Here is a 12,491-nt window from a genome sequence, read left to right as displayed (position 1 = left end):
AATCGCGTCGCGGATGCCGTCCGGCACCCACGGAGCGGTGACAGCAACTCAGCAACTGGCTACCGGAGTAGACATGGCAGTTCTTCAGGGGGCCACGGCAACGTGGACAAAGTCCTCCTATTCCACAGGAAACGGCGCGTGCGTCGAGGTGAAGTCGCCTACCACGGCGGCGCTCGCCGTACGTGACTCCAAGGTCCCCGAGGGTCCCGTCCTGGCGTTTCCCGCCGAGGCGTGGAACGCCTTCGTGGCGTCGGTCAAGGCGTAAGGGAAGGATCGGGACCGACCCTCGGTCACCGCCACGACCGACAACTCACCAGAACACCGACAGAGCCCTCTCGACTGGCCGCCGTCCCGGCCGAGGGGGCTCGGCCCTGCCCGCCGCCGACCGTTCCGCAGAGCCTGTGCACAAACCCGCGAGACAGTCCGCGATCAGGCCTTCGCCACCCGCCCGTAGGCGCCTCGGCGGCAACCGGGTCGACCACACAGAGGCCCTGGCGACAGGCGAGTGGTCCGTTGCGCACGGCGGGGCGTGGTCGTTGATTCGTCTGCCGGTTTGACGCATGATCACTGAACTTCGGGCGGAGTCGAACGAACACTCCCCTCTTCCCGAACTGACACCTCGTCAGCTAAACCGGACCCATGACAGACGATGCGCCGCGCGCAGACGAAACCCGCAGCCACATGTATGCGGAAATGGCAGCCGTCGGCCCCTATGGAGCCGACCTCGGACACGCCCTCATCACCATGGTCGAGCCGCACCTCGGCCGGGAACGCGAGTACAATCGCTGGTACGAAGACGACCACTTCATCGCTGGCGCGATGGCCATGCCGTGGATGTACGCGGGCCGCCGCTGGGTCGCCACGCGAGAGCTGCAACTCCTGCGCTATCCCGAGAAGTCTGCCGTCGCGCAGCCGGTGACGGCAGGGTGCTACATATCCGTCTACTGGATGACCGCGGGCCGCTACGCCGACCACATGCGGTGGACCGTCGGCATCAACAAGCGCCTCAACCGCGACCACCGGGTCTTCCAGGACCGCACGCATGTCTTCACCGCCTTCCAGGACCACGCGGCATCCGTCTACCGCGACGGTGACCACGGCCCGCGCGACATCCACGCCCTCGACCACCCCTACGCCGGACTCGTCATCCAGGTCATCGACGCCGCCTCCCCCGCCAAGCGCACGGAACTGCTCGCCTGGCTACGCGACGACCACCTCCCGAAACGGCTGGCGGGCTCACCCGCGGCCATGGTGACCCTCTTCACGCCGACACCCCTACCCTTGGACCGAATGGCCTACGTCAAACAGGTGGAGGGGGTCGGAACCCGGCTGACCCTGCTGTGGTTCCTCCAGCATGACCCCCGTGACACCTGGCGCGAGCACTTCGCGGACCTGCACTCAGACGTGGCGGCTTCGGGGCTGGGCAACGTGCAGTTCGTCGCACCGTTCATCCCCACGGTGCCCGGGACGGACCGATACGTGGACCAGTTGCGATGAGCCCGTCGGATGCCCTCGGCTTGCACTCACACCCCGCATCGGACTTAGGTTCGTGTACATTGTCAACATGATAGGTTGATTGATAGGGCCGTGGGGTCCGTGTACGGTGATACCCATGGCAGACCATCCCGCCTCGCCAGTCGGCGGACCGCTTGTCACCGGATCCGAGATCGCCAGGCTCGCCGGCGTCACGCGTGCCGCAGTCTCCAACTGGAGGCGGCGGTACGAGGACTTTCCCTCGCCCGCAGGCGGGGGTGCGAACAGTCCGCTGTTCGACCTGGCCGCAGTGCAGACGTGGCTGGACAAGCAGCGCAAGGGCCAGGACGTCTCCGTGGAGGTGCAGCTGTGGCAAGCCCTGCGAGCGACCTACGGTGACCACATGATCGGCGGGCTCGCCGATGTCGCCCAACTGTTCGCCGGTGCCAAGGGCGAGGCTCCGGAAGCTCTGCCGACGGACGCCGTACGACTGGTGCGGCAGCTCAGCGAGAGTGGATCACCCGGTGACGTGGTGAACGCGCTTACCGAACGCTTCACCGACTCCGTACGCCGGGCCGGGTCCGACCAGGTCACCTCGCCACGTATCGTCCAGGCGGTGCGGCACTTCGTCAGCGAGGTGCCCGCTGACGCGACCCTCTTCGACCCTGCGTGCGGTATCGGAACACTCCTGTTGACCGTCGGACCCGAGCACGGGCCGACGAGGTACGGTCAGGAGGCCGACGCCCGCAGTGCTCGATTCGCGCAGCTGCGAGCCGATCTCACGGGACGCGCCGACGTGGCCATCGCCACTGGGGATTCCTTGCGCGACGACCGCTGGCCGGACCTCAAGGCCGATCTCGTCGTCTGCGATCCGCCCGTCGGATCCACCGACTGGGGACGCGAGGACCTGCTCCTCGACCCCCGGTGGGAGCTTGGCACACCCTCGCGTGCCGAAGGCGAACTCGCCTGGCTGCAGCACGCCTACGCGCACACCGCGCCGGGCGGGCGCGTCCTCATGGTCATGCCCGCCTCGGTCGCCTACCGCAAGGCCGGCCGCCGTATCCGGGCCGAGCTTGTGCGGCGCGGCATCCTCACAGACGTCATCGCCCTCCCACCCGGGAGCGCTGCCTCGCACGCCCTCCCCGTGCACCTCTGGCATCTGCGGCGCCCACAGTCCCCGGATGACGCTGTCTCACGAGTACGCATGGTCGACCTCACGGCGAACGATCCGGACGGACCGCTGGAGCCGGGGCCCGACCAGACGGCGGACGTACCTCTGATCGAACTCCTCGACGACGCCGTGGATCTCACACCCGGGCGTCATGTCGAGGAGTCCCATCGCGACTACGTGACCGAGTACCGGGCTCTGCGTCGGGAGTTGGCCGAGCAGGTATGGCTGCTGGCCGACCTGCTGCCGACCTTGATGGGAGGCATCGGCCTCAGCGCCTTGGAGGGCCCATCCGTCAGTGTCGCCGACCTCGCGCGTGCCGGGCTGGTCGAGTACGGCGATCCGGAGCCGGTCTCGGTGAGCGATCAGCTCGACACCGACTATCTCCAGGGTTTTCTGCGCAGCGCGGCGAACACCCGCCGGTCCACAAGCGCCAGCGGGAGCTACCGGCTCGACGGCAAGGGGGCCCGCATCCCGCAGATGGACATCGCCGAACAACGTCGGTACGGGGCGGCGTTCCGCGCACTGCAGGAGTTCGAGGAACGAGCGAAGAAGGTGGCCGAACTCAGCAAGCAGGCGGCGGCGCTGGCGCGGGACGGCCTCGGCAACGGGGCCCTCGCACCAGGAGACTGACAAGCAGTCACAGAGCTACGGATGCAGGTCACCCCGCCTGTGGAACGAACGGACTGGCCGATCCGCTCCACGACACCGTCAACGCCTCCCGTGCCCGTGTGCACGCCACGAACAGCAGGCAGCGCTCCCGGAGCAGGTCCGAGTCGTGCTGCAGCGCGTCCACGGAAGCCGGCGTCACTTCGCGGGTGAAGGGAAGCGCACTCGCCGTCGCGCCGAGGACGGCGACACAGCGGAACTCCAGCCCCTTCATGGCGTGCATGGTGGCCAGTTGTACCCCGTTCGCATCCGGCCCCGGACTGTTCCTGACCCGGACCACCGGCACCCGGACCGTGGTCAGCTTGTCGTACGCCTTGTCGAGCAGCACGTTGAAGCGGGCACACACGCCGATCTCCGACGGCCGGATGCCCTGCGCGATCCAGCGCTCGACGCGCTCGACGAGTGCCGCGATCTCCGCCTGCTCCGAGCCGTATCCGTTCACCTGCGGTCTGCGGCCGTGCAGGAGCGACCGGTAGCCCGCCAGGGTGTCGCTGCCCTCGCCGCCCAGGTCGTCGACCGACACCGGGGTGAGGATGCCCGTCGACCAGGCGAGGATCTCCTCCGTACTGCGGTAGTTGATGCGCAGGCGGTGTGTGCGCCCGGCCACCGGGATGCCCACCGAACCGAGTGAGACCTTCGAGTCGTAGATCCGCTGGTGCGGGTCCCCTGTGATGAACAGGTCGTCGCTGCCGGGAGGCACCGCGCCGCGCAGGACGCGCCACTGGGCCGGGTGCAGGTCCTGCGCCTCATCGACCACGACGTGGTCGTGCGTGGGTGAGGAGGCAGCCAGAAGCTCGGCCGCACGAGCGCATACCTTGAGGTGGGTGGTGACCTTCTGGTCGCGCAGCAGGGACTCGAACAGCTCGACAGCCGGCCACAGCTGCTCCCGCCTGGTCGGCGACAGCGCGCTGCCGCGACCGCGTCGGGAGGCCGCGCGGTAGTCGTCCAGAGTGCGCAGATCCTGGGCGAGGACGACGTGACGGTATTCCTGGGCCAGGAACTGTTCCGTCCACGGCAGGCCGAGCTTCTTCACGACCCGCTGCCACACCTGCCGCTCCTCCCGGTCGCCGATCGGGGAGGGCACCCGGCCGTCGAAACGGGTCACGATGCCGTGGGCGTAGGCGTTGACCGTGGTCACCTCGACGCGGGTGAGCAGCGAATCGTCATCGTCCAGGAGGACGGACAGGTTTTCCCGCAACGAGGCGGCCAGGGCATTGGTGAACGTGGTGAGCAGGACGCGGGCGTCCGGGGAGCGGGTGAGCAGGTGCTTGACCCTGTGCAGTGCCGCGACCGTCTTGCCGGTCCCCGGGCCGCCGGTGACCTGAACCGGGCCACCGTACGACACCCGATAGGCGACGCGGCGCTGCGAGGGGTGCAGGAACACCCGCCAGGCCGCGAACGGCTTCTCCAGGATGTCGGCGAGCTCCTCCGGGCCGGTGACCAGGGTGATGCGGCTCGTGGTGTTGGCGATGACGACGGCCAGGCTCTCGTCCGGGTCGGGCCCGGCGTCGACGGGCCGCCGGACGGCAACCACGTCCCGGTACACCTCTTCGGGGCTGAACCCCTCGGCCAGGTACTGCAGCACCTCGCACTGGTCCTCCGGCAGCAGCGTCTCGAAGGCCCGCAGTTGTGCCTTGTCGACGATGGTCCGCACGGCCCGAAGTACCTGGTCGTCCACGCCGAGTTCGCGCAGCACCGTGTCCGAGAACTTCGCGAAGAGCAGCGAGTCGGCGGCCACAGCGGCCTTCTCCAGGGCCGGGGTCAGCTGCTCGATCGCCGCGACGTTGCGGACCTCCAGCGCCCGGGTGGCGGAGTTCGTCGTGTACAGCCGCTTCGCGGCCCACGTGTAGGCGTCGTCGTGGGGCACGACGTTGACGAGCAGGAAGACGTCACTTCCGTCGTCCGGGGCAAGGACCACGCCCCGCCAGAAATCGTTGATGCGGATGGTCCGCATGCGTGGGTCGCGCGCGTTCTCCACGGACTCCAGGTGCAGCCCCTTGTCCGCCTGCAGTTCGGGCACGGTGAGCTGCTGGAACTTCTGCATCGCCTTGCGTACGCCGGCTTTGACGGGCCTCTCCAGGATGTCGTAGCTCTCCCAGAAGCTGTTGGCGAACGCGAGCTGCGGCACGAGGCGCACTCCCCACCCTGAACGGACACTCAGTCGTCGATCATACGCGCGGAGTGCTCACCAACCGGGCGGCCACCGCTTCCACGTCCAAGAGCAGCCCGGAGGGTTCCTGGTCGAGGTCGAGGGCGTGCTGGTGGATGACGATGCCCGCGTGCCGCACCGTGTGGGCCGCGTGCGGCGCGTTGCCCTTGGCGTACACCAGGTGGCCTTCGCGCAGGCCCAGGGCGGTGCAGTAGGCGAGCATCTGGTATAGGTCTGCGTCCGGAAACCCGTCCCGCTTCCCGGCCTTGTACTTGGCGTCCACGACGGCGCACGGCGCGCCGTCCGGCCCGTACAGCACGAAATCGGGCCTCATGCGGATCGCGGCCCCCTCGTCGAGGTGGTGCGGATCCTGCAGCCGCGCCGAGTGCCCGAGACCACGGCAGGCCTCCCGCAGAGCCACCGTCACGAAGTCCTCGAAGAGCTTGTTCATGTCGAACAGGAACCCGTCGACGCGCAGCCCGCCGGGCGCGTGCTCGACGGAGGCGTTCTCCAGGACGGTGCGGGCGAGATGCAGGGCCTGCTGGTAGCGCAAGTTGAGCCGGTTCGGCTGCCAGGCGGGCAGCGGCCGACCGCGCACGATCACGGTGACATCGGCCAGGCGGGCACGCTGGTGGAGCAGTCCGCGATGCACATCGTGGGGTACGCCGGGCAGCCGCAGCAAGCGCTCGACGGCGGCACGCAGCAAGCGGTTCTCCGCGATGTCGGTGGTGAACTCGTCGTACTCCACCTCCGCCGGCAGCGTCGCTCCGAACCGCCGCCGTATCTGATCGGCCTCCCGGATGCGGCCCCGTACGACCAGGGAGGTCTCCTCGGTCGCCCGGTATCCCTGGAGGAGACCCTGCCGCAGGGCCCGGTCGATCTGCCGCTCCACGGCATGGGCGAGCGCGGGCAGCAGATCGCGGTACCCGCTGACACCGACCTCCCCGTCCCGCCAGCCGCCCTTGGGGTCGAGGCTGTACCCGAGGAGGAAGAACAGCCGGGCGATGGAAACCTTGGGAGCGACGCGTACGGTGATTGGCCCGTCGCCCCCCGGCACCGCAACCGCCACGGCACCGACCTTGCTGCCGGCCCGCAGAGACCAGCGCCCGGGCACGTACGGATCGGGAGCCGCGTCCAGGATGTCCCCGGCCGCCAGCGCTCGTCCGACCGCGTCCGGCAGTGCGACGCCCACGGCCGGTGCGTGCTCGACGAGTTCGATGACGTGCGTCACCCGAGCGAGTCCCGCAGAGCCGCCAGACCGTACCGCTTCTCGATGTCCACGCCCTCCCCGTAGTGGTACTCCTCCAGCAGCGGCAGGATCTTGGTCCGCCACGTCCGCTCGAGGCCGCCTTCCCGATAGACACCGGCCTTCATCAGATACGAGGGCCCGATACGGAAGTCGGCATCGTCGATACGGGAGTTGAGCGCGTCGAGCAGGTCGGCCGGCTCGGCAGCGCGGCCCTCGCGCGCGAGCCAGCGGCGCAACAGCCCGCTCGTCGGCTCGGTGCGCGGGGACAGTTCGACGAAGGCGAAGCGACGGCGCATCGCCGCGTCGACGAGGGCGATCGACCGGTCGGCGGTGTTCATGGTGCCGATCACGAAGAGATTGGGCGGCAGCGCGAAGTCGTCACCGGAGTACGTCAGCCGGACCGACTTGTTGCGGTACTCCAGCAGGAAGTACAGCTCGCCGAAGACCTTCGCCAGGTTGGCGCGGTTGATCTCGTCGATGATCAGGAAGTGCGGGATGTGCCGGTTGCCCTCGCGCGAGGCCAGATCGGCGAGTTCACGCAGCGGGCCGGCGGTGAGCCGGAAGGCGACCTCCCGGCTCTGCGGGTCTTCCTGCGGACGGAAGCCCTCGAAGAAGTCCTCGTAGGCGTACGAGGGGTGGAACTGCACGAGCTTGACCTGCTCGGGCCCGCCGCCGAGGAACTCGGCCAGCTTCAGGGCGAGATACGTCTTGCCGGTCCCGGGCGGGCCGTACAGCACCAACTGCCTTTCGTCCCAGAGTAGATCACGCACCTCGCGCAGCCAGGCGGTCCCGTGCACGAGGAGTTCGCCGGCCAACTCGTCCGTGGGCTCGGGCAGCTCCAGCTCGCGCCGGGCGGTGAGCGCGGGGATCTCCACGCTCGGGTCGCGATCGGCGGCTTCGGCCTCCTCGATCAGGTCCTCGTCGCTCATCCCCAGACCGTCGATGAGATCCTTCACCGCGGTCAGATCGACGACGTCATGCTGTGCGGAGAGCTTCTGCTGGAGTGCCTCGGGCAGGTCCTCGTACGCGTACCCGTCATCCGCCCAGTCCACCGGCCGGCGCAGATCCGACCGGCCGTCCTCGGAGGCGAGTTGCTCGGCGTCTCCTGTGATCTTGCCGACGTACAGCCGGCCGCCCGAGATGGTGCACATGGTGTCACCAGGCCGCATCCGGGAGAGGAACATGTGCATTTCCTCGACCAGCTGCACCTTCTGGTTGTAGGTCGCGGTGGAGGCGTAGTCCTCTTCGACGGCGGTGCGCAGCCGGTCCTTGCTGATGCCCTGCTCGAAACCTTGTCGCAGGTGACGTACTCGCAGAGTCACCAGCCCCTCGGGCAGCCACAGACGCCGGACGAGGTCGAGGCCGGAGACGTTGGAGCCGCGCACCAGCCAGGCCCGGTTGGGCCCCCACCACACCTGGTCGAGGTAGTCGGAGAGCGGATGGCCGTCGGCGGTCTTCCACTCCAGCCATCCGTTGGCACTGCGTCCGACCAGGATCTCTGCGGCGGCCGACGGCGAGTTGCACTCGACGTCCCGTGTCGTCTCCAGCCAGCCGGGCCAGGCGGTCGATTCCGTGAGGATCCCTTCGCCGATCAGCCGCTGCCTCAGCCGGTAGGACGACGGCATGCGCACGGGGAAGGACGGCACCACCTCCGGCCGCCCCGGAGACCCGGCCAGGACGACGAACTTCTGGCTGCCGTTCGTCCCCTTCTCTGTCAGCAACCGTCCCCGGGCTTCCGGGCCGCCGCCCGGCAGCTTCAACCGGAACTCCGGGTACGGTGTGCCGTCGTCGGCCTTGGTCACCATTTCCCCCATTCGTGCACCGTGCGTTCATCCAGAACGATAGGGGGCGCCGCTGGCAATGAGCGCCCCCGAGCGGAGTACGTACCGTGACGCGGCACGCGCCCTCAGGCGCCCCCCGCCGACGTGACGGAAGTCGTGCCCGGGCTGCCGCGCAGGGCGGCGAGGAGTGAGGTCACCTCCAGCAGCCGGGTCTGGATCTCTGTCGGCGCCGGGGGGAGTTCGTACGTGCGGTAGTGACATGCCGCGCTGAGCGCCGCCCAGGTGGTGCGACACCGGCGGGCGGTGTCGTGGCCCGCGTACCACTCCAGGCACAACATCCGATGCTTGCCGATCCGCGTCATCGACGGAGTGACCTGCTGCCAGTAGGCGTCCAGGGCCTGGTCGAGCGCCATGCGGAGCAGGACCGCGGCGGCACGGGCACGCTGGCCCGGGCCCAGGGTGGTCACGGTGCCGGCCTCGGGCAGCAGGAGACGATCGGCGGCGGTCACAAGGGTCTCCGGGGACGCGCTCATCCGAGGCCTCCGGCGCTCCGAGTCCCCGTGCTGCTCCGGATCGCCGTCGCGAGTGCCTTGGTCCGGCGGACGAGATCCTTGCGGTCGCCGACGGTCGGCAGGGGCGTGTGGGCGCCCGAGTTGAAGGACTCGATCAGCGTCCATCCTCCGGGACAGACCCGCTCGACGGCCGCACGGGCGTGCTGCTGCTCGTCGCCGAGCAGGGCGAGGGACACGTACGACTTGGTGCGCTCAAGGGACTCCACGCGCTCCTCAACTGCCCGCAGCCCAAGCCCTTCCTCGTCGCGGAGCCTGCGCCGAACGGTCTCCAGACAGGCGGCCTCCACCGCCACCCGACACATGGCGGGCAGCACGTGATCGGCCACGTCCTGCGGCAGGTTGGGGTCCAAGGAGACGGCCCGCGCCTCCGTGAGAGCCTGTTCCACCGGGTCGGTGAGCCTCTCCACTCCTACCACCGAGTCGGTCTGGCGGCTCACGCGCAGGACGGTCGCCCTGATGCCGAGGTGTGCGACGGCCTGCTGGAGCCGGGTGTCGTGGGTGAAGACGATCACCTGCCTGTCCTGGGCGCACGCGTCGAGGACCCGGGCCAGACCCTCGACCTTCTCGGGGTCCATGGACTGCACGGGGTCGTCGATGACGAGGAAGTCGAACGGGCTGCCGGCGTGCGTGGCGCGCGGCAGGAACAGGGAGAGTGCGAGGGAGTGCAGCTCACCCTGGCTCATCACGCTGTAAGCGGGGGCGGACATGTCGTCCACAGAGACGTCGAGGATGACCTTGCCACGGCCGGGGGTGCCGGCGAGGGTGACGGATCCGAGCGTGACGCTGCTGTGCTCGCACAGATGCTGCCACACCTCCTGGGACCGCCGCGCGAAGGGCCGCAGCCGCTCGTCGCGCAGTTCGTCGATGATCGGCCGCAGCCAGGTCCGCGCCTTGCGTGCGTGCTTGCCCCGGTCGAGCGCGGCCTCCTTCGCCTCCGCCGCCCCGAGCCACTCGGCAAGCCGAACGGCGAACGGCTGCCAGGCACCGTCGTGCTCGGAGAGCCGCCGGGCGGCCTCCTCGCGCACCTGCCGGCACGCTTCGTCCAGTGCGGCAGCGGCTCGCTCGACACGGTCCGCCAGTTCCCTGGGATGGGTGATGTCCCGGCACTGGGCCCACTCCTGCCACACCGCCGCGAGCGGGGAGCTCTCGCCCCGCAGCCACACCGGAACCGGCTGTACGAGGTCGTGTCCGGCCCGAACCGAGACCGCAACCTCCTGCCGGGCGGCCTCGGCGTCCGCGGCCGCGGTCTGGAGCCGCTCCACCTCCACCCGCGCCTGCTCGGCCCACGCCCGGTCCAGCCGGTTCTCGGCTCCGCAGACGGGGCAGTCCGTGTTCCGGGAGCGCCGCCGGTGCTCGATCGCGGTCTCCAGCAACCGGGCCATGCGGCGGGCCTCCTCGGCATCGCCGTACCGCGCCTCCTCGGCACCGGCGGCGGCCTCCCGCAGTCGGGCGACAGCCCCACCGACCTCCGCCAGATCCGGCCCGGTCAGAGTCGCGTGCCGCCGCAGCCGGGCCAGCTCGGCCTCGGCGGCGGGGGCACGGCTTGCCAACAGCGCACGCACCCGGCCGAGATCGGGCTTGGCTCCCGACAGCGCCTGTGCCGCCTCGCGAGCCCGGGGGTCGTCGAGCGCGCCCAGATCGTCGAGGAGCCACGCGGTGAGCGCGTCCACGCGATCGACCGTCTGCTTGCACTCGCTCACGACGTCCTTGACCCGGCCGTCGATCTCGGCGAGCAGTTCGAGCCCCAGGAGCTTGAAGAAGGCGTCGTGCAATCCCCCGAGTGTGCCGTTGATCATCGAACCGAGTTCGCTGTACGGCAGGAAGGGCCGGGCGAGGTCCAGCGCCTCGGCGTCGACGACCTCCGCCAGCTTCCGCTCCGAGCCGTCCGGTCCCTCGACCCGCGTGCGGGCCTCGTCGAGCTTGGTCCCGTGCCAGGTCCGCCGCAAGGTGACGGCTTCGTCCTGCTCGCCGACGGACAGCACGACCGAGACCTCAGGGGTGACATCGGGACTGTGCAGGTTGCGCCAGCCCTTCTGCCAGTCGGTGGCCCGCCGCCCGTCCCATCGGGAGTTGCGTCCCGTCAGCGCGGTCTCGGCGGCTTCGGCGAAGCTCGACTTGCCGGAGCCGTTGGGACCCGCGACGACGACCAGGCCGGGCCCGGGCGGCAGTTCGAGGGTGGTCCGCGGACCTATACCGCGCCAGCCGGCCGCGGTGATGGACCGGAGCTGCACGGGCCCGGCTCGCCCACCGCTGCTTCTGGCCGACTCCTCGGGTACCAGCTCACGCAGCAGCTTCTTCACCTGAGGTGCGAGGTCGGAGTGATGCAGGCGGTGGAGGAGGAGGTCGCGCAGGGACGCGGCAGGCTGATCGGTCATGGTCGGTTCCCGTCATCGGGCGCGGCAGAAGGGGCCGCGCGGGCTGTTGATGCGCCTTGTGGGCGCTTTGAGCATGTCGATAGCTCGTTAGCACTGTCAACGCATTTGCTGGATTCCAGGAATTCGAATTTGTGTACGCAAGGAAGGTGCCGGGCTGAAACAGCGGCGGCCGGCCGACCCGGAGCGTGATCTCTCCGTGCGACGTGACTCGCTCACCGACTGGCGACCAGGCGTGATCAGGTCATGCCCTTGCGTTGATCCGGCCGTCGATCCGGCGCGGTGCGGGTACCGTCTACAGCGCAGCCGACGCCTACCATCGAACCGGGAGCACGACCGTGACCGCACTGCACGCGCAGCCGCAGCCCGGTGAGCCGCTCATCCCCATGCCCGCCCTGACCCCCGACGCCCTGCGTGCCGCCGTCGAAGAGCTCACGCCGAGCCGCATGCCGGCGTTCGTCCGTGATCTCGTCGAGGCGACCACCAGTGCTCAGCGGGCCCAGTCCCTTGCGCCACTGCGCACCTTTGTCCACACCTGGGGTGTGTTCGTCGCGATTCAGCGCTACCCCTCACGAGCCGATCGCCTGCGTCACCTGGAGGACGTGGTGAGCGGCGGGGTGGAGGATCCGGCGGAGGCCATCACCGAGATAAGGAGGATCCACGCGGAGGCGGAGGCCGAGGCCGGCTTGTGACCGACTGGAAGTGGGACTACAACCCCAGCGAGGAGTACCTGATCGCCGGACTCCCCGTCGGTGTGGTCGCCGAGGTGGAGCGCATCGCCACCGAACTCGCTGCGCTGGGCCGCGACGCCGAGACGGCGGGGAGCAGGCCGGAGGACAAACCCGGCGGGCTGAGGAACTTCCCGATCTTCGGCGGACGCGGCTTCATCCAGTTCCTCGCCGTACCCCGGCACGAGTGCGTCTACGTCTGCAACATCGTCTGGAACGGGTGAGGGCCTGTCGCTGGTCAGGACTCGTCTTCGTCGGGCAATGCCTGGTTCAGGCGCCTCCAGCGGATCGACGACAACACCTGGCGGCCCACCGCGGGTCGGAGCTGGT

10 protein-coding genes are annotated in these 12,491 nt (G+C 69.4%); 5 read left to right on the top strand and 5 right to left on the bottom strand.

Annotated elements, in window-relative coordinates; translation table 11 throughout:
- Nucleotides 1-73 precede the first annotated feature (73 nt).
- The 3 genes from ACFYMU_RS23775 (at nt 74) to ACFYMU_RS23765 (ending at nt 3,274) form a co-directional block, all read left to right on the top strand.
- Nucleotides 74-265 (top strand): DUF397 domain-containing protein, encoded by a 192-nt coding sequence (locus tag ACFYMU_RS23775; RefSeq protein ID WP_388376523.1) that lies wholly within the window; start codon nt 74-76, stop codon nt 263-265.
- 374 nt (nt 266-639) lie between these two features.
- Nucleotides 640-1,497 carry a hypothetical protein gene (locus ACFYMU_RS23770; protein WP_388376520.1) on the top strand — a complete coding sequence of 286 codons (858 nt, stop codon included), beginning with the start codon at nt 640-642 and terminating at the stop codon, nt 1,495-1,497.
- 115 nt (nt 1,498-1,612) lie between these two features.
- On the top strand, nt 1,613-3,274 hold the full coding sequence (locus tag ACFYMU_RS23765; RefSeq protein ID WP_388376517.1) for an N-6 DNA methylase: 1,662 nt from the start codon (nt 1,613-1,615) through the stop codon (nt 3,272-3,274).
- Nucleotides 3,275-3,302: 28 nt separating this feature from the next.
- Here the strand turns inward: ACFYMU_RS23765 and ACFYMU_RS23760 are convergent, their stop codons facing one another.
- From ACFYMU_RS23760 to ACFYMU_RS23740, 5 genes are all read right to left on the bottom strand, one after another.
- Complete coding sequence (locus ACFYMU_RS23760; protein WP_388376514.1) at nt 3,303-5,438, bottom strand: UvrD-helicase domain-containing protein; 2,136 nt, start codon at nt 5,436-5,438, stop codon at nt 3,303-3,305.
- A gap of 40 nt (nt 5,439-5,478) precedes the next feature.
- Complete coding sequence (locus ACFYMU_RS23755; protein WP_388376511.1) at nt 5,479-6,690, bottom strand: McrC family protein; 1,212 nt, start codon at nt 6,688-6,690, stop codon at nt 5,479-5,481.
- Entirely contained in the window at nt 6,687-8,513 is a 1,827-nt protein-coding gene (locus ACFYMU_RS23750; RefSeq protein ID WP_388376675.1) for a DUF4357 domain-containing protein, read from the bottom strand. Before ACFYMU_RS23750 ends, ACFYMU_RS23755 begins: the two co-directional genes overlap by 4 nt.
- Before the next feature lie 101 nt (nt 8,514-8,614).
- A complete protein-coding gene (locus ACFYMU_RS23745) occupies nt 8,615-9,022 on the bottom strand; it encodes a hypothetical protein (protein WP_388376508.1) in 408 nt (135 codons plus the stop codon).
- On the bottom strand, nt 9,019-11,436 hold the full coding sequence (locus ACFYMU_RS23740) for an AAA family ATPase (RefSeq protein WP_388376505.1): 2,418 nt from the start codon (nt 11,434-11,436) through the stop codon (nt 9,019-9,021). The genes ACFYMU_RS23745 and ACFYMU_RS23740 overlap by 4 nt, the downstream gene beginning before the upstream one ends.
- 335 nt (nt 11,437-11,771) lie before the next feature.
- Between ACFYMU_RS23740 and ACFYMU_RS23735 the strand changes: the two genes are divergently transcribed.
- Complete coding sequence (locus tag ACFYMU_RS23735; protein WP_388376502.1) at nt 11,772-12,125, top strand: DUF6247 family protein; 354 nt, start codon at nt 11,772-11,774, stop codon at nt 12,123-12,125.
- Nucleotides 12,122-12,385 (top strand): hypothetical protein, encoded by a 264-nt coding sequence (locus ACFYMU_RS23730; protein WP_388376499.1) that lies wholly within the window; start codon nt 12,122-12,124, stop codon nt 12,383-12,385. The genes ACFYMU_RS23735 and ACFYMU_RS23730 overlap by 4 nt, the downstream gene beginning before the upstream one ends.
- The last annotated feature ends 106 nt before the right edge of the window (nt 12,386-12,491 follow it).

Origin of the sequence: Streptomyces sp. NPDC007264 (assembly GCF_042869095.1) — a bacterium.
In the GTDB taxonomy this organism is placed as follows: domain Bacteria; phylum Actinomycetota; class Actinomycetes; order Streptomycetales; family Streptomycetaceae; genus Streptomyces.
This window is presented reverse-complemented; position numbering and strand designations above follow the sequence as displayed.

Excerpts from the sequence above, each read along its gene's own strand:
- ACFYMU_RS23775 (WP_388376523.1), top strand. The coding sequence starts at position 74 with ATGGCAGTTCTTCAGGGGGCCACGGCAACGTGGACAAAGTCCTCCTAT.
- ACFYMU_RS23770 (WP_388376520.1), top strand. The coding sequence starts at position 640 with ATGACAGACGATGCGCCGCGCGCAGACGAAACCCGCAGCCACATGTAT.
- ACFYMU_RS23765 (WP_388376517.1), top strand. The coding sequence starts at position 1,613 with ATGGCAGACCATCCCGCCTCGCCAGTCGGCGGACCGCTTGTCACCGGA.
- ACFYMU_RS23750 (WP_388376675.1), bottom strand. The coding sequence starts at position 8,513 with ATGGTGACCAAGGCCGACGACGGCACACCGTACCCGGAGTTCCGGTTG.
- ACFYMU_RS23745 (WP_388376508.1), bottom strand. The coding sequence starts at position 9,022 with ATGAGCGCGTCCCCGGAGACCCTTGTGACCGCCGCCGATCGTCTCCTG.
- ACFYMU_RS23740 (WP_388376505.1), bottom strand. The coding sequence starts at position 11,436 with ATGACCGATCAGCCTGCCGCGTCCCTGCGCGACCTCCTCCTCCACCGC.